The organism is Enterobacter soli ATCC BAA-2102 (assembly GCF_001654845.1).
In the GTDB taxonomy this organism is placed as follows: Bacteria; Pseudomonadota; Gammaproteobacteria; order Enterobacterales; family Enterobacteriaceae; genus Enterobacter; species Enterobacter soli.
On record NZ_LXES01000040.1, the window covers coordinates 261796 to 278085 of the forward strand.

The 16290-nt window shown below is 53.9% G+C and carries 17 protein-coding genes; 3 read left to right on the top strand and 14 right to left on the bottom strand.

The features are described from left to right. The first annotated feature begins 92 nt into the window (after positions 1-92). Both tyrS and pdxY read left to right on the top strand, forming a co-directional pair. Positions 93-1367, top strand: a complete 1275-nt coding sequence (gene tyrS, locus M987_RS15195) for a tyrosine--tRNA ligase (protein WP_014069981.1) — start codon at positions 93-95, stop codon at positions 1365-1367. Positions 1368-1433: 66 nt separating this feature from the next. After that, on the top strand, positions 1434-2294 hold the full coding sequence (pdxY, locus tag M987_RS15200; RefSeq protein WP_014069982.1) for a pyridoxal kinase PdxY: 861 nt from the start codon (positions 1434-1436) through the stop codon (positions 2292-2294). Positions 2295-2371: 77 nt separating this feature from the next. On the opposite strand, the gene gstA is transcribed toward pdxY, so the two are convergent. The 12 genes from gstA to blr form a co-directional block, all read right to left on the bottom strand. After that, complete coding sequence (gstA, locus tag M987_RS15205) at positions 2372-2977, bottom strand: glutathione transferase GstA (protein WP_014069983.1); 606 nt, start codon at positions 2975-2977, stop codon at positions 2372-2374. A gap of 108 nt (positions 2978-3085) precedes the next feature. Then, positions 3086-4594, bottom strand: a complete 1509-nt coding sequence (dtpA, locus tag M987_RS15210; RefSeq protein ID WP_014069984.1) for a dipeptide/tripeptide permease DtpA — start codon at positions 4592-4594, stop codon at positions 3086-3088. 613 nt (positions 4595-5207) lie between these two features. Beyond that, positions 5208-5843, bottom strand: a complete 636-nt coding sequence (nth, locus tag M987_RS15215) for an endonuclease III (protein ID WP_014069985.1) — start codon at positions 5841-5843, stop codon at positions 5208-5210. After that, positions 5840-6526 carry an electron transport complex subunit E gene (locus tag M987_RS15220; RefSeq protein WP_014069986.1) on the bottom strand — a complete coding sequence of 229 codons (687 nt, stop codon included), beginning with the start codon at positions 6524-6526 and terminating at the stop codon, positions 5840-5842. The genes nth and M987_RS15220 overlap by 4 nt, the downstream gene beginning before the upstream one ends. A 2-nt stretch (positions 6527-6528) precedes the next feature. Then, positions 6529-7149 carry an electron transport complex subunit RsxG gene (rsxG, locus tag M987_RS15225; RefSeq protein ID WP_014069987.1) on the bottom strand — a complete coding sequence of 207 codons (621 nt, stop codon included), beginning with the start codon at positions 7147-7149 and terminating at the stop codon, positions 6529-6531. A gap of 9 nt (positions 7150-7158) precedes the next feature. Next, positions 7159-8211 carry an electron transport complex subunit RsxD gene (gene rsxD / locus M987_RS15230; RefSeq protein ID WP_014069988.1) on the bottom strand — a complete coding sequence of 351 codons (1053 nt, stop codon included), beginning with the start codon at positions 8209-8211 and terminating at the stop codon, positions 7159-7161. Continuing rightward, positions 8212-10332 carry an electron transport complex subunit RsxC gene (gene rsxC, locus M987_RS15235; protein ID WP_014069989.1) on the bottom strand — a complete coding sequence of 707 codons (2121 nt, stop codon included), beginning with the start codon at positions 10330-10332 and terminating at the stop codon, positions 8212-8214. Next, positions 10325-10903 (bottom strand): electron transport complex subunit RsxB, encoded by a 579-nt coding sequence (rsxB, locus tag M987_RS15240; RefSeq protein WP_014069990.1) that lies wholly within the window; start codon positions 10901-10903, stop codon positions 10325-10327. The genes rsxC and rsxB overlap by 8 nt, the downstream gene beginning before the upstream one ends. Then, positions 10903-11484 (bottom strand): electron transport complex subunit RsxA, encoded by a 582-nt coding sequence (gene rsxA / locus M987_RS15245; RefSeq protein WP_008500564.1) that lies wholly within the window; start codon positions 11482-11484, stop codon positions 10903-10905. Before rsxA ends, rsxB begins: the two co-directional genes overlap by 1 nt. Before the next feature lie 76 nt (positions 11485-11560). After that, complete coding sequence (locus M987_RS15250) at positions 11561-12001, bottom strand: DUF2569 domain-containing protein (protein ID WP_014069991.1); 441 nt, start codon at positions 11999-12001, stop codon at positions 11561-11563. 87 nt (positions 12002-12088) lie between these two features. Next, entirely contained in the window at positions 12089-12304 is a 216-nt protein-coding gene (gene ydgT, locus M987_RS15255) for a transcription modulator YdgT (protein WP_006174966.1), read from the bottom strand. A gap of 234 nt (positions 12305-12538) precedes the next feature. Then, positions 12539-12664, bottom strand: coding sequence for a division septum protein Blr (gene blr, locus M987_RS15260; protein WP_168162139.1), 126 nt, complete (start codon positions 12662-12664; stop codon positions 12539-12541). Positions 12665-12907: 243 nt separating this feature from the next. Here blr and M987_RS15265 point away from each other — a divergent pair, with 243 nt between their 5' ends. Then, positions 12908-13948 carry an oxidoreductase gene (locus M987_RS15265; protein ID WP_014069993.1) on the top strand — a complete coding sequence of 347 codons (1041 nt, stop codon included), beginning with the start codon at positions 12908-12910 and terminating at the stop codon, positions 13946-13948. 40 nt (positions 13949-13988) lie between these two features. Here the strand turns inward: M987_RS15265 and add are convergent, their stop codons facing one another. Further along, positions 13989-14990: an adenosine deaminase gene (gene add, locus M987_RS15270; RefSeq protein WP_014069994.1), complete on the bottom strand. Its 1002-nt coding sequence runs from the start codon at positions 14988-14990 to the stop codon at positions 13989-13991. 96 nt (positions 14991-15086) lie between these two features. Beyond that, a complete protein-coding gene (locus tag M987_RS15275; RefSeq protein ID WP_014069995.1) occupies positions 15087-16259 on the bottom strand; it encodes a MalY/PatB family protein in 1173 nt (390 codons plus the stop codon). Positions 16260-16290 lie beyond the last annotated feature (31 nt).

Below are 16290 nucleotides of genomic sequence, written 5' to 3' on the forward strand. Positions count from 1 at the left end.
ACGTGCGCCAGCGCTTTATTCTATGTACCTTTCGCATCAGGCGAAAAGTCGTGTACCGGCAAAGGTGCAGTCGTTTATACATGGAGAATTTGATGGCAAGCAGTAACTTGATTAAACAATTGCAAGAGCGGGGCCTCGTGGCCCAGGTGACGGACGAGGAAGCGTTAGCAGAGCGACTGGCGCAAGGCCCGATCGCGCTCTATTGCGGCTTCGATCCCACCGCTGACAGCTTGCATTTGGGGCATCTTGTTCCATTGTTATGCCTGAAACGCTTCCAGATGGCAGGCCATAAGCCTGTTGCACTGGTTGGCGGCGCGACCGGTCTGATTGGTGACCCAAGCTTCAAAGCCGCTGAGCGTAAACTGAACACCGAAGACACCGTGCAGGAGTGGGTGGACAAGATTCGCAAACAGGTTGCGCCGTTCCTCGACTTCAACTGTGGTGAAAACGCTGCAATTGCCGCGAACAACTATGACTGGTTTGGCGGCATGAACGTGCTGACCTTCCTGCGTGACATCGGTAAACACTTCTCTGTTAACCAGATGATCAACAAAGAAGCCGTGAAGCAGCGTCTGAACCGTGACGATCAGGGCATCTCTTTCACCGAGTTCTCTTACAACCTGCTGCAAGGTTATGACTTCGCCTGCCTGAACAAACTGCACGGTGTGGCCCTGCAAATTGGTGGTTCTGACCAGTGGGGTAACATCACCTCCGGTATCGATCTGACCCGTCGTCTGCATCAGAACCAGGTGTTCGGCCTGACGGTTCCACTGATCACCAAAGCCGACGGCACCAAGTTTGGTAAAACCGAGGGCGGCGCAGTATGGCTCGATCCGAAGAAAACCAGCCCGTACAAGTTCTATCAGTTCTGGATCAACACCGCAGATGCTGACGTCTACCGCTTCCTGAAATTCTTCACCTTTATGGACATTGAAGCCATCAATGCGCTGGAAGAAGAAGACAAAAACAGCGGCACTGCACCTCGTGCGCAGTATGTTCTGGCTGATGAAGTGACCAAACTGGTTCACGGCGAAGAAGGCCTGGCAGCGGCAAAACGCATTACCGCAAGCCTGTTCAACGGTACGCTGAGCGATTTAAGCGAAGCGGACTTCGAACAGCTGGCGCAGGATGGCGTGCCGATGGTTGAGATGGAAAAAGGCGCAGACCTGATGCAGGCGCTGGTGGATTCTGAGCTGCAACCGTCCCGCGGTCAGGCTCGTAAGACCATTGCCTCCAACGCCATTACCATCAACGGTGAAAAACAGGCCGATCCTGAATACACCTTTGTTGACGGCGATCGTCTGTATGGCCGCTACACGCTGTTGCGTCGCGGTAAGAAGAATTACTGTCTGGTGTGCTGGAAGTAATCAACAGTATGCAGGGGCGTGGGAAACCACGCCCCTTTGTTTTTTCAGGGTTGTGGTAAGCAAAAAATGAAGAATATCCTCGCCATTCAGTCCCACGTTGTATTTGGACATGCTGGCAACAGCGCAGCGGAATTCCCAATGCGTCGTCTCGGTGCCAATGTCTGGCCGCTTAATACCGTTCAATTCTCTAATCATACCCAGTACGGGAAATGGACCGGCTGCGTGATGCCGCCTTCGCATCTCACGGAGATTGTGCAGGGCATCGCTGATATCGACCAGCTCAAACGCTGTGACGCGGTGTTGAGCGGTTATCTGGGCTCAGCAGAGCAGGGCGAACATATTCTCGGCATCGTGCGTCAGGTTAAGGCGGCGAACCCGGCGGCAAAATTCTTCTGCGACCCGGTAATGGGGCACCCGGAGAAGGGCTGCATCGTGGCTCCTGGCGTGGCTGAGTTTCACGTGCGACACGCGCTGCCCGCGAGTGACATTATTGCGCCCAACCTGATTGAGCTGGAGATCCTCTGCGAGCATCCTGTTAACAGCGTAGACGAGGCTGTCAGCGCTTCTCGCGAGCTGATTGCGCAAGGGCCTGAGATTGTACTGGTCAAGCACCTGGCGCGCGCAGGGCTGAGCCGTGACCGTTTTGAGATGCTGCTGGTGACGAAAGACGAAGCCTGGCATATCAGCCGTCCGCTGGTTGATTTTGGCGTGCGTCAGCCGGTTGGCGTGGGCGATGTGACCAGCGGTCTGCTATTGGTGAAATTGCTGCAAGGCGCAACGCTTCGTGATGCGCTGGAGCATGTGACTGCCGCCGTGTACGAAATCATGACCGCGACGAAAAATATGCAGGAGTATGAGTTGCAGGTGGTTGCTGCGCAGGATCGAATTGCGAAGCCGGAGCACTATTTCAGCGCAACGCAGCTGTAAACTATGCCGGGTGGCGCTACGCTTACCCGGCCTACAATACCTGTAGGCCCGTGCAAGCGCAGCGCCGCCGGGCGATATTAGTTAAGACCTTCCGCTTTCAGCGCCGCAGCAACCGCAGGGCGCGCTGCCACCCGCTCCATATACGATGCAATATGATCTAACCCTTCCAGGTTAAGCTTAACCGCACGTGCCCAGCGCAGAACGGTAAACAGATACGCATCTGCAATGGTGAAACGCTGGCCACAAATCCACTGATCGTCTTTCAACGACTCGTTAATGTACTGAAGTTTTTTCTCCAGCAGGGCACGCACGGTAGGTTTGTAGTCTTCTGGTGTATCCGGGCGGAACAGCGGCGTAAAGCCTTTGTGCAGCTCGGTCGCGATATAGTTCATCCACTCCAGCGTCTTATAGCGAGAGATACTGCCAGTCGGGGCCAACAGCTGGCGGTCCGGTACGTTATCCGCCAGGAACTGCATAATGGCAACGCCTTCTGTCAGCAGTGTACCGTCATCCAGCAGCAGCGCCGGAACTTGTCCCTTCGGGTTAATAGCAAAGAAATCGTCGCCGTTTTCCAGGCGTTTTTTCATCAGATCAACGCCGTCCAGCGTGAAATCTTTACCGCTCTCGCGCAGGGTAATATGGGAAGCAAGAGAGCAGGCGCCCGGTTTGTAGAACAGTTTCATCGGTAACTCCTTTTTGCTGAGGTTTCAGCTATGTTAGTGCGCGAACGAATAAAAAAAAAGCCGCTAACACAAAGTTAACGGCTTCTGTTCAGTCGTTCCCCGATGACATTATGCTGTTGCGGTTTTGGTCGCTTTAGCAGTTTTGTCGTCGTCCTGAGTCATACGATTCAGTTTAGGTGCAGTCAGCAGCATCAGCACAGCGATAACTGCGGTAGCCACACCAATCTGCATGAATACCGTACCGTAGACGTTCAGAGAAACCAGTGGGTCGGTTACGTTCTCTGGAACGGCCATCAGGTTAGCAATTTTACCGGCGATAATCGCTGCACCGGCAGTGGTCAGGAACCAGCTACCCATGATGAAGCCCATCAGACGCTGTGGTACCAGCTGAGCAACCATTGCCAGACCCAGACCGGAGATCATCAGTTCACCAATAGACTGGAGAGCATAGCTCAGGATCAGCCAGTTAACGGAGACGATACCTGCGTCGGTCGCAAATTTGGTACCCAGTGGCAGCACCAGGAACGCACCAGAGCACAGCACCATACCAATCGCGAACTTGTGCGGCATTGGCAGACGGTCACCCATCTTGTTATAGATAGCGGCCAGAATCGGGCTACCAATCATGATCCAGAACGGGTTCAGGGCCTGATACTGCTCCGGCTCGAACGCGATACCCAGAATAGAATGCTCAACGTTACGAATAGCGAAGAAGTTCAGAGACGTTGGCATCTGGCTGTACAGCACGAAGAAGATAATCGCTTCCAGCATCAGGATGAACGCAACAATCATCTTACGGCGAGCAGCGCCCTGCATGGCGAATGCTTCTTTCGCGAAGATGCAGACGATACCCAGTGCAACCACGCCCAGCACAGCACGTGCCACGCCCTGGTTGTGCAGCAGCCAGGTGGCGATTGCCGCGAGGATCACAACACCCACGATGGTTGCAAGCAGTTTGCCCACATGCACAGGTTCGAAGTCTGGTTTTGAACCGTAGTCTTTAACCCATTTCTTGCAGAAGGCGAAGTTAACAACGGTGATCAGCATCCCGACAACAGACAGGGAGAACGCAACGCTCCAGCCGAATTTCGCGGCCAGCCATGGCGTTGCCAGCATAGAGAAGAAGGAACCGATGTTCACGGACATGTAGTACATGGTGAATGCACCGTCCAGACGCGGGTCATCTTTGCTGTAGCAGGTAGAAAGCAGGGAAGATGGGTTCGCTTTGAACAGACCGTTACCGACTGCGATAGTCGCCATACCCATATAGACCACAGCCGCATCGTGACCGGACCATGCAACCAGTGCATAACCGATTGCCAGGACGATCGCGCCCAGCATGATGACACGTTTGGTACCCAGAACTTTATCACCCAGCCAGCCGCCGATAGCGACCAGACCGTACACCAGAGCACTGAATGAAGAGAACAGCGTGATGGAATCTGCTTCGGACATACCCAGTTGTTTAACCAGGTAAACCGCCATGATCCCTTGCAGGCCGTAGTAACCAAAACGCTCCCATAACTCAATAGAGAAGATGAGATAGAACGCTTTAGGTTGTTTGAAAGCGTTAAGACTTATGCTCTCATCTGTTGGTTTATTGTTTGCAGTAGACACATATACCTCTTTTTTTACATCCCATATTAACGGGGGTGTTCATAGCGTGATGACCGTAGTCCATCCGCCTTATAGTTATATTGGGAGGGGAAACGGCGGGTAATGTTCACTATCCTGACCCATCTGGCAATACGTTTGTAATAATCTGTTACATATATCTGGAGCGGTATAATACTCGGGTCATGCAAATGTTATTCAGCGTTAAATTTCATTGGTTAAGGATTGTTGGTTTTTTTCACTGCCACAAACCCCAAAAAAACCGCATTTGGCAATATGTTCTGCTATTTGACCTCATGGCCAGTGATATAGCCCATATTCTGAAAAATGACTGGTCTTATCTGCGGTAAAGGAACGGTTAAATATTGTCTGGCAAAGGGTTTACACAGCTTTTCACAACAAAAATCCAACATGGAGTTATCAGAGTGATCTCGATCACAGATGTATAGAAATTTTTGGTGATGAAAAAACAATTAACCTGTTTGAGTGTTAAATGACCGAACAATCGACAGGGTCAAGGATGGCTAATGCGGACAATAAATGGCCGAAAGGAAGGTTCACAGTGAGAGCTTCCTTTCATAACCATTTGATATGAGCTCAGAAAGCGAAAAAGGATTCAGGGATACACTTTTTCTTTAAATTCGCAGAGGTCTTCAATGATGCAGGAGCCGCAGCGCGGCTTGCGCGCAATGCAGGTATAACGCCCATGCAGGATCAGCCAGTGGTGGCAATCAACCTTAAATTCGGCGGGAACCACTTTGAGCAGCTTCTCTTCGACCTGCTCGACATTTTTGCCTGGGGCGAAGTTAGTGCGGTTTGAAACGCGGAAGATATGGGTATCGACTGCGATGGTCGGCCAGCCAAATGCCGTGTTAAGCACAACGTTGGCGGTTTTCCGGCCTACACCGGGTAATGCCTCAAGCGCTGCGCGATCTTCAGGCACCTCACCACCATGCTGTTCAAGCAAAATCCGGCAGGTCTTAATAACGTTCTCGGCCTTGCTATTGAACAAACCAATGGTCTTGATGTAGGACTTAACGCCCTCTACACCGAGCTCCAGCATTGCCTGCGGCGTGTTGGCGACCGGGTAGAGCAGGGCAGTCGCTTTATTGACGCTCACGTCCGTGGCCTGTGCAGAGAGCAGCACGGCAATCAGCAGCTCGAACGGTGAGTTAAAGTTCAGCTCTGTTGTCGGGTGAGGGTTTTCATCCCGCAGCCGGGTCAGGATTGCAATGCGTTTCTCTTTGTTCATGAGGCTTTCTCGGGTATCCCTTCCTGAACGCTGCGCTCAGCGGCGCGGCGTTTACGTTTCTCATCAATGAGATATTTTATCGCCAGCATCATTCCAAGGCCAATAAATGCGCCTGGTGGCAGCATGGCCAGCAGGAACGGTGTGTCCGTGTGGAACACTTCGATGCGCAATGCTTTTGCCCAGCCACCCAGCAGGGCATCTGCGCCGTCAAACAGCGTACCGTTCCCCAGGATTTCACGGATGGAACCGAGAATAAACATGGCGCAGGTTGCGCCCATACCGATGGAGAAACCGTCCAGCGCAGACATTGCCGGGCTATTTTTCACCGCAAAGGCTTCAGCACGGCCAACCACAATACAGTTGGTCACGATAAGCGGAATGAAAATCCCGAGCGACTGGTACAGACCAAACGCGTAGGCGTTAATCAGCATCTGCACGATACTCACCACCGAGGCGATGATCATCACGTAAATCGGAATACGGATTTCTGATGGTGTCCAGCGGCGTAGTGCAGAGATGGACAGGTTCGTCAGGGTCAGCACCAGCGTTGTCGCAAGGCCCAGCCCGAGTGCGTTGGTAGCGGTCGATGTTACCGCCAGCAGCGGACACATCCCCAGTAGTTGCACCAGTGCGGAGTTGTTCTTCCATAGCCCCTGGACAATAACCTCTTTAACCTGGCTCATGATTACTCCTCACAGGCCGGAAGATTGTTGATCTGCGCGGGCAGCGTTTCGGCATACAGCCCGGCTCGTTTTACGGCGTTGACCACCGCACGCGGGGTGATGGTGGCGCCGGTAAACTGGTCGAATTCGCCGCCATCTTTCTTCACCGCAAAGGCGGTATCATCTTCACCATGGATCACTTTGCCGGCGAAATGCAAAATCCAGTCGCTTAAGCGCAGCTCAATTTTGTCACCAAGACCGGGTGTTTCGTGGTGCTCTGTCACACGCGTACCCAGAATCGTACCAGAGAAATCAGTGCCGACCAGCAGCTGTATGGCCCCGGAGTATCCGTCTGGCGCGGTGGCTTCCATCACGGCACCCACGGCTTTATCCCCTTTACGAGCGATAAAAATCCGGTGCGAACCTTTCCCTAACGGGGCTGCCTGAACCACAAAACAGCTTTTTTGCAGGTCATTATCGTAGAATTCTGCCGGGATAACCTGGTCGAACAGGGCCTTCTGTTGCTTTGTCGCCTGTTCTTCAATGGTCGTTTTGGTCAGCGCATTCACCAGCGCCGTCAGCCCGGTCAGCACCGCAGCGAAGATGGCCAGCGTGACGCCGTGTTTTTGCATCGTTTTCAGCATAGCAGGCTCCTAGCGGTGGCCGTACACGCGCGGACGCGTGTAGTAGTCAATAAGCGGAACGGTGATGTTGGCGAGCAGGACAGCAAACGCCACGCCATCAGGATAGCCGCCAAAGCTGCGGATAAGCCACACCAGCAGCCCCGCCAGGGCACCGAAGATCAAACGGCCACGGTTGGTGGTCGATGCGGTCACCGGGTCGGTCAGAATGAAGAAGGCACCCAGCATGGTCGCACCTGAGAGCAGGTGCATCTGCGGGCTGGCCAGGGATTCCGGAGAAAATACCCAGCCCAGGGTGGAGCAGATGGCGAGTGTCACCAGGAAACTGAGCGGAATATGCCAGCGAATTGCCTTCTGCCACAGCAGGAACACGCCACCCAGCAGATAAGCCAGATTCACCCACTGCCAGCCTGCTCCGGCGAGCACGCCGCTGTAGATGGCCGATTTCATGATCTGCTCAACGCTGTGCCCGGCGTGAAGTGAGGTTTTAAAGGTATCCAGCGGAGTCGCCTGGCTGATGCCATCCACACCCATACGCAGTGTGTTCATATCCGCACCCAGCGCCGTGTGGCCGGTGAAAATAACGTGGAACGCATCCATAAAACCAGGCACGGTTGCAGCAATTTCATGCGGTGGCAGCCAGCTGGTCATCTGCACCGGGAAAGAAATAAGCAACACCACATAGCCGATCATCGCCGGGTTAAACGGGTTATGCCCCAGGCCGCCGTAGAGCTGTTTTGCGATAATCACGGCAAACACGGTGCCCAGTACCACCATCCACCACGGAGCGAAGGGCGGGATACTGATGGCCAGCAGCAGGCCGGTCAACAGCGCTGAGTTGTCGCCGAGAATGCGGGTGACATCTATCTTGCGCAATTTCAGAACCAGCGCTTCGGCCGCTAATGCGGTAGCACAACCCAGGACTAACTGGAAAAGGGTTCCCCAGCCGAAAAACCAAAACTGCACGGCGATACCCGGCAGGGCCGCCAGGCAAACCAGCATCATAATGCGCGATGTCTGGCGCTGGTTATGGGTGTAAGGGGAACTTGCGATTCTGAAAACCATTTAATCCTCGTTAACTGCTTGCTGCGCGGCTTTCTTTGCCTGAACGCGCGCAATCGCGGCAGCGACTGCGGCTTTGCGTGGATCGTCATTTGCGGCTTGAGGCTGCTCTTCCTGTTGTGCCGCTTTACGGGCTTTAGCCCGGGCGATGGCGGCTTCGACAGCCGCCTTACGCGGGTCAACAGGGGCTTCAGGCTCTGCTTGTTGTACATGTTGTTCTGCTTTGCGCGCTTTGGCCCGGGCGATAGCCGCTTCGACAGCGGCTTTGCGCGGATCAACCGGTGCTTCAGGCGCCACTACAACGTCCTGTTGTTCAGCTTTGCGTGCTTTGGCCCGGGCAATAGCGGCTTCAACAGCGGCTTTGCGCGGATCAACCGGTGCTTCTGGTGCCACTACAACGTCCTGTTGTTCAGCTTTACGCGCTTTGGCCCGGGCAATGGCCGCTTCGACGGCCGCTTTACGCGGGTCGGCTGCTATTTCCGGCTGTGCGCTTTGCGCTTTTTCCGCCTGACGAGCACGGGCTTCTGCCTTACGCGCCTCGCGTGCGGCAATGACTTCACTGTTATCCGGTTTTGCCCCCGCCGGGATCACCACGGGCTGAGTGGCCGAGGCTTTTTTCTCGCGAACGCGCGCCAGAGCGGCGTTAATCGCATCCTGATCTTTCTCTGCGGGCTGCACGGCGGCTTGTTTATGGCGTTCCTGACGCGCCGCTTTCTCACGCTCAAGACGGGCCTGACGCGCTTCAAAGCGGGCTTTTGCTTCTGCCGCACGTTTCTCTTCCATCGAGATGGCGTAAATTTCAGCCTTCTCCTGGCGGAAGTACTGCACCAGCGGAATGTTGCTTGGGCATACCCAGGCACAGGCGCCGCACTCTATGCAGTCGGCAAGATTGTGTGCCGTGGCTTTATCGTGCAGTTGGCCTTTGCTGTACCAGTACAATTGTTGTGGCAAAAGATCAGCCGGGCAAGCGTCAGCACAGGCGCTACAGCGAATACAGCCTTTCTCTTCCTGCTCTTCACCCATCTCGGTAGCAGAAGGGGCGAGCAGGCAGTTAGTAATTTTAACGACCGGGACATCCAGCCAGGGCAGGGTAAAGCCCATCAGCGGGCCGCCCATGATCACCATCTGTTCACTACCGGCACAAAAACCGGCTTGCTCCAGCAGGTGACGCACCGGTGTGCCTAAACGTGCCCAGACGTTACCCGGGCGAGAAACCGATTCACCGGTCAGGGTGACAACACGCTCAGTCAGCGGTTCGCCGTCAATAACCGCGCGTTTCACCGCATAGGCGGTACCCACGTTTTGCATCAGTACGCCGATGTCGGACGAGCGCCCGCCGTGCGGAACCTGTTTGCCGGTCAAAATCTGCGTCAGCTGTTTTGCGCCGCCGGAAGGATACTTGGTTGGAATAACGCGCAGGCCAATGTCGTGGCTGCCTGCCAGCACCGCACGCAGCATGGAAATCGCCTGCGGTTTGTTATCTTCAATGCCGATCAGCACTTCGCGCGGTTGCAGAATGTGGGCGAGGATGCGAATACCTTCCACAACCTGCGCAGCACAATCCTGCATCAGACGGTCATCCGCGGTGATGTAAGGCTCGCATTCCGCAGCGTTGATAATTAAGGTCTGGATTTTATCGCCGCCGCCGCGCAGTTTGCTTCCCGTCGGGAAGCCCGCGCCGCCAAGACCGGCCACGCCAAACTGATGAATACGTTCAATGAGCGCATCGCGGCTGCGGGCGGTGTAGTCGCTCCAGCTATCGCGGTCGATCCAGCGGTCTTCGCCATCAGCTTCGATAATGACGCTCAGCTCAGAGAGCGCAGAAGGATGCGCAACGGTGTGCGGTGCAATCGACACCACTTTACCGGAAGTTGGCGCGTGTACGGGCAGCATACGTCCGCGACCAAAGGTCAGCGGCTGGCCGCGCAGGACGATATCGCCTTCTTTCACACACAGCTCACCCTCAGCGCCAATATGCTGTTTCAGCGGCATAACGTAGCGGGTCGCCAGCGGAATTTGACGCAGCGGGGTGCCGTTAGACTGGGTTTTCATTTCTGGCGGATGAATGCCGCCATCAAAGTCCCAAATCTTCTCTTTTCTGAAAGCAGAAAATAACTTAAGCATGTTGTTCCACAGGAATGATGCGAACCGGAATGGTCTGAAGATCCCACTTCCAGCTATCGGTAGTCGTTTCGACCGGGCGTAACTCGATACATTGCGTCGGGCAAGGCGCGACGCAGAGGTTACAGCCGGTGCACAAATCCGCCACAACGGTGTGCATGGCGCGGGTTGCGCCGACAATGGCGTCGACAGGACACGCCTGAATACATTTGGTGCAGCCAATACAGTTTGCTTCGTCAATAACCGCCAGTGCGCGAACGGGCTCCTGCACATCCGCATCGCCATCAGCAGGCTGCGGATCAACGTTAAGCAGCGCGGCAATTTTCAGCATTACCGCTTCACCACCTGGCGCACAGCGGTTGATTTTCTCACCCTGCACACCGACCGCCTCTGCATAAGGGCGGCAGCCAGGATAGCCGCACTGGCCACACTGGCTTTGCGGCAAAAGCTCATCAATTTTTTCAACAACCGGATCGTCCTCAACCGCGAAGCGGCGGGAGGCATAGCCCAGAATAAGGCCAAACACTAATCCCAGTACGCTGATAGAAGCGATGGCAATCCAGATAGCATTCATTACAACTTCACCAGACCACTAAAGCCCATAAAGGCCAGAGACATTAAACCTGCGGTCACCAGCGCAATGGCATTTCCGCGAAACGGCGCAGGGATATCCGCTGCCGCCAGGCGCTCACGAATAGAGGCAAACAGCACCATAACCAGCGAGAAACCGACCGCTGCGGAGAAACCGTACAGCGCCGATTGCATGAAATTATGCCCGAGGTTGATATTCAGCAGCGCCACGCCAAGTACGGCGCAGTTGGTGGTAATGAGAGGCAGGAAGATGCCCAGCAGGCGATAAAGCGCCGGGCTGGTTTTGCGCACCACCATTTCGGTAAATTGCACCACAACCGCGATAACCAGGATAAAGGCCAGCGTACGCAGATAGGTTAAACCCAGCGGGATGAGTATCCAGGTATCAATCCACCAGGCGCAAATAGACGCCAGCGTCATGACGAAGGTAGTCGCCAGCCCCATGCCCATTGCTGTTTCCAGTTTTTTGGACACACCCATAAACGGGCACAGGCCAAGGAACTTCACCAGTACGAAGTTGTTAACCAGCACAGTTCCGACAAAGAGCAGTAAGTAATCGGTCATTATTCAGCCTGAAATAAAAAAGCCGCCCATTATCTGATAAACCAGAACAGGCGACAACAGGATAACTGTAAGGTTATTACGGGTTCACGAAGGTTTTTTTCACGCGCGACGAGCGTTTGAAATAGGGGACCAACAGTGATGCCGCCAGCAACGGGAACAGCAGCTGACGAACGGCCAGCGCATCAGACACGGGTGAGAAAGCAAAGGCTTTCACCGCCAGCAGCACAGAGATCAGCAGCCAGATAATATAGTGTTTAGGCACACTCTGACGGCGCTTAAAGAAGGCGATGGTCAGCCACAGGGTGTAATACCACATGCCTATCGCGAAGACGAACGACGCAAACCACAGCGCAATTTTGCCAGTACTCTGAGACATCAGGGTCTGGATCGCATGAGGGGTAATCAGTGCGGTGGTGTAGAGCAGAAGCGCCAGAGATGCGCTTAATAATGCAACCAGCAGCCATGCCAGCGGGGCGATTAACCAGCCTCCGATTTTTTCTCCAGGCGATGCGGTCATGTTCTCTCCCATAAGTCTGCGCGAAACGTTATATAGCCAATTTGCAGGGCGCAGAGTATATAACATTTCGCGCGGATGGCTACTTTCTTATAGTACGTAACGCCATACAGACTTAGGAACTTCGCCAACATTGAACAACCGGCCACCAGAGACGAGCTCTGCACGGCGGTGATCGGCTGCGCGATACATATTGATGATTTCCTGATTATCCGACAGCGTGTAGTTCAGATGGTCAAACAGTTTTTCCAGGCTCTCAAGCGAATTGATCTTGCGAAATTTTAATAAATAGTCCTGAACTGTCATATTAATGAGTTTCCATATAAAAGTGAGTAATACCAGTAAAGGTAATTCGTTCGAATAATAAACGGATTAATAAAGACGTAAACTGCCCACTCAGGTAATGCGACTAAATTAGGAGTTTTCTTTGCTGAATGATTCAGGCATCAGACGATGCCTGGATGAGAAGGTTAACCCTGTTCAACACGGCTGGCAATATGAAACTGACATAATATGTCACTCTTTATTACCGCGTTGAGGTTATTTCGGTTGTGCGACTGTGACAGGCTCCGGCGGCTGGTAGTTATCGATATGGCTGGCAACACCCAGCAACACGACCGAAACTCCAAGGACAATCCATCCCGCTAATTCAATGATTCGATTAATTATTGACGTCATGATTCGTGTTTGTAATTTATCCATAAATACAGATTGCAAATGTTACAGCGCAACATTCGCCACGGCAAGCGCTTTGGGAACGGTTTCCTTAAAGAAAATCAGCAGGTTAAATCTATGTAACAAAAATAACCGGCACAGGATGCTATTTTAAGTCATATGGTACATTATTAATCTGTTCAGACATCAGAATAGCCAGTGTGAAATAAGAACATCAGCTGAGAGGGTAACAATATGAATGACAACATCCGTGTCGGGCTTATTGGTTATGGGTACGCGAGTAAAACATTTCACGCCCCTCTGATTGCCGGAACTTCAGGAATGGAACTGGCCGCGATTTCAAGCAGCGATGCAACAAAAGTCCATGCCGACTGGCCATCGGTTCCTGTGGTTTCTGAGCCAAAGCATCTGTTTAACAATCCGGATCTTGATTTGATTGTGATCCCCACGCCAAACGATACCCACTTCCCGCTGGCAAAAGCCGCAATGAAAGCGGGTAAACATGTGGTGGTGGATAAACCCTTTACCGTGACGTTGTCACAAGCAAGAGAGCTGGATGCGCAGGCGAAAAGTGCGGGTCGGTTGCTTTCAGTATTTCATAACCGCCGCTGGGACAGTGATTTTCTCACCGTCAAATCGCTGATAAACGAAGGCGCGCTCGGCGAAATTGCGTATTTCGAATCGCACTTTGACCGGTTCCGTCCTCAGGTGCGTGACCGCTGGCGCGAGCAGGCTGGCCCCGGGAGCGGTATCTGGTACGACTTAGGGCCGCATTTGCTCGATCAGGCAGTGAATCTGTTTGGTTTGCCGGTGAGCCTGACCGTTGACCTGGCACAGCTGCGGCCGGGAGCGCAGACAACAGATTACTTCCATGCGATATTAAGTTATCCGCAACGGCGCATTGTCCTGCACGCCACCATGCTGGCGGCTGCGGAATCTGCGCGTTATATCATCCACGGTACCCGCGGCAGCTACGTGAAGTTTGGTCTGGACCCGCAAGAAGACCGTCTGAAAAATGGTGAACGTCTGCCACAGGAAGACTGGGGCTACGATATGCGCGATGGTGTATTCACGCGCTTCGAAGGTGAGGAACAGGTTCAGGAAACCCTACTGACGATGCCCGGCAACTACCCGGCTTATTATGCGGGGATCCGCGATGCGCTAAATGGCACGGGGGAAAATCCGGTTCCGGCAAGCCAGGCCATTCAGATTATGGAGCTGATTGAGCTGGGGATTGAATCTGCCAAACATCGCGCAACGCTTTGTCTGGCATAACGCTAAGGGCCGGGCAGGCACACGCTACCCGGCACATGGCTTAGCCGCGAGCCACTTTGTCTTTCAGCGCCTGTTTTTCCGCAGGCGTTAAGAAGGCAATTTCCAGCCCGTTAATCTGCGCCTGGCGGATCTGTTCGCGGCTCAGACCGGCCTGCGGTGCGGCAATGGTATATTCGTGAATAATATCGACACCCTGTACCGCCGGATCATCAGTGTTCAGCGATGCCAGTACGCCGTGCTCCAGGAAGGTTTTCAGCGGATGCTGTGCAAGCGTGGGCACGGTGCTGGTCTGGATGTTGGACGTCAGGCAGGATTCAATCCCGATGCGCTGTTCGGCAAGGAAATCCATCAGAGCGCGATCTTCAACGGCTTTAACGCCGTGACCAATACGCTCGGCGCCCAGCTCGCGGATAGCCTGCCAGATGCTTTCCGGACCAGCAGCTTCCCCCGCATGGACGGTAATGTGCCAGCCGGCATCACGTGCGCGGTTGAAGTGGGAGAGGAACAGGCTGCCCGGGAAGCCCAGTTCATCGCCCGCCAGGTCAATGGCGGTGATTTGATCACGGTGCGCGAGCAGCGCTTCCAGCTCCTGCAAACAGGCCGCTTCACCGAACGTACGGCTCATAATACCAATCAGACGGGCTTGTACGTCGAAGGCCTTGCAGCCTTCACGCACGCCTGCAATCACCGCTTCAACCACGCCAGCCACAGGCAGGTTGTGGGTCATCGCCATATAGCCTGGTGAAAAACGCAGTTCGACGTAGTGCAGGCCGTTACGCGCAGCATCTTCAATGTTTTCGAAAGCAACACGGCGGCAGGCATCCAGGGAGGCCAGCATCTTCACGCCCCAGTCGAGCTTGCTCAGGAAACTGACCAGATCCGGTTCATTCGACGTGACCTGAACATGCGGGATCAAGGTTTCAAGTGTTTGAGCAGGAAGAGTTAAATTGAACTGGCGGCCAAGATCGAGAATGGTTTGGGCACGAATGTTACCGTCAAGGTGACGATGAATATCAGTTAAAGGAAGGCTTGTATCAATCATGGTCGCACTCTTTTCTGGTTAAAGTGCGCCATATTATAAAAACAAAACGAGGCAAAAAGCTATTTGCGCAATGGAATATTCCGTTGCGCAAATCAATTAGCGCAGCGTGTTAATCCCGGCGATGAGCCGCTGAACCCCTTGCTTAAGCTTACTGCGCGGGCATCCGGCGTTAAGGCGTACAAAACCGTTGCCCTCTTCGCCGTAGGTATATCCTGGCATGATGGCAACTTTTTGCTGCTCAATCAGGACTTTTTGCAGTGCTTTGTCATCAATCCCCAGAGGGCTGAGATCTATCCAGGCAAGATAAGTCGCCTGAGGCGGCTGCCAGTTCAGATTCGGAAAAGCACTGTTCAATTCACGCGCAACATAGTGCAGGTTTTCTTCCAGATAACGGCGTAAAGCATCCAGCCAGGGAGCGCCTTGCTCATAAGCCGCAATGTGCGCGGTCAGCGCCAGCACGGAAGGGGAAGATAGCCCATCGCGGCCTTTCAGCGCGCTCAGGTAGGCAGTGCGGCTATCATTATCGCCAATCAAACCGTATGCACCGGTAAGCGCCGGAATGTTAAAGCTCTTGGATCCAGAGGTCAGCAGCGCCCATTTCCCGAGTGCAACCTCGTTCCACGGGGTATGGCGGTGCTCACCCCACACCATATCCATATGGATTTCATCGCTGATGACTGCCACGTCATATCGCGCGCACAGTTCTGCCATTTTGTGCAGCTCTTCCCGCGTCCATACTTTACCCGTTGGGTTCTGCGGGCTGCACAGCAGCAGGATTTTGTTTTCCGGCCTGGCGAGAGCGGCTTCCAGTGCTGCCATATTGCCCTGCCAGCCTGCGGCATCTTTCTCCATCGCCACGGGCACCACGGTGCGCTGATTGCCGTTGATGGCATTGTAAAAGGCATCATAGGCCGGAGTATGTACCACAACGCCGTCGCCCGCGTCTGACCAGATACGAATTAGCTCCGACACCATGTAAATGACCGATGGGCCATAAACAATGGACTCAGGATCAATGCGGCTGTTAAAGCGCTGCTGGAACCAGTGTGCCACGGCGGCAAGAAACTCATCGTTTTTCCAGCGGCTGTAGCCGAATACACCGTGGCTGATGCGTTGATGTAATGCCTCGGTTATGCAGGGCGCGGTGGCAAAATCCATATCCGAAATGGTAAACGGCAGCAGGTCGGCGGCGCCGAAACGGTCGGCAACATAATCCCACTGGGTGCACCAGGTGCCGTGTCTGTCTACAACGGTAGAAAAATCAAACATCGCGTTGGTCCTTAAAGTAAAACCCCCTCAC

Excerpts from the sequence above, each read along its gene's own strand:
- tyrS (WP_014069981.1), top strand. The coding sequence starts at position 93 with ATGGCAAGCAGTAACTTGATTAAACAATTGCAAGAGCGGGGCCTCGTG.
- pdxY (WP_014069982.1), top strand. The coding sequence starts at position 1,434 with ATGAAGAATATCCTCGCCATTCAGTCCCACGTTGTATTTGGACATGCT.
- gstA (WP_014069983.1), bottom strand. The coding sequence starts at position 2,977 with ATGAAACTGTTCTACAAACCGGGCGCCTGCTCTCTTGCTTCCCATATT.
- nth (WP_014069985.1), bottom strand. The coding sequence starts at position 5,843 with ATGAACAAAGAGAAACGCATTGCAATCCTGACCCGGCTGCGGGATGAA.
- M987_RS15220 (WP_014069986.1), bottom strand. The coding sequence starts at position 6,526 with ATGAGCCAGGTTAAAGAGGTTATTGTCCAGGGGCTATGGAAGAACAAC.
- rsxG (WP_014069987.1), bottom strand. The coding sequence starts at position 7,149 with ATGCTGAAAACGATGCAAAAACACGGCGTCACGCTGGCCATCTTCGCT.
- rsxD (WP_014069988.1), bottom strand. The coding sequence starts at position 8,211 with ATGGTTTTCAGAATCGCAAGTTCCCCTTACACCCATAACCAGCGCCAG.
- rsxC (WP_014069989.1), bottom strand. The coding sequence starts at position 10,332 with ATGCTTAAGTTATTTTCTGCTTTCAGAAAAGAGAAGATTTGGGACTTT.
- rsxB (WP_014069990.1), bottom strand. The coding sequence starts at position 10,903 with ATGAATGCTATCTGGATTGCCATCGCTTCTATCAGCGTACTGGGATTA.
- rsxA (WP_008500564.1), bottom strand. The coding sequence starts at position 11,484 with ATGACCGATTACTTACTGCTCTTTGTCGGAACTGTGCTGGTTAACAAC.
- M987_RS15250 (WP_014069991.1), bottom strand. The coding sequence starts at position 12,001 with ATGACCGCATCGCCTGGAGAAAAAATCGGAGGCTGGTTAATCGCCCCG.
- ydgT (WP_006174966.1), bottom strand. The coding sequence starts at position 12,304 with ATGACAGTTCAGGACTATTTATTAAAATTTCGCAAGATCAATTCGCTT.
- M987_RS15265 (WP_014069993.1), top strand. The coding sequence starts at position 12,908 with ATGAATGACAACATCCGTGTCGGGCTTATTGGTTATGGGTACGCGAGT.
- add (WP_014069994.1), bottom strand. The coding sequence starts at position 14,990 with ATGATTGATACAAGCCTTCCTTTAACTGATATTCATCGTCACCTTGAC.
- M987_RS15275 (WP_014069995.1), bottom strand. The coding sequence starts at position 16,259 with ATGTTTGATTTTTCTACCGTTGTAGACAGACACGGCACCTGGTGCACC.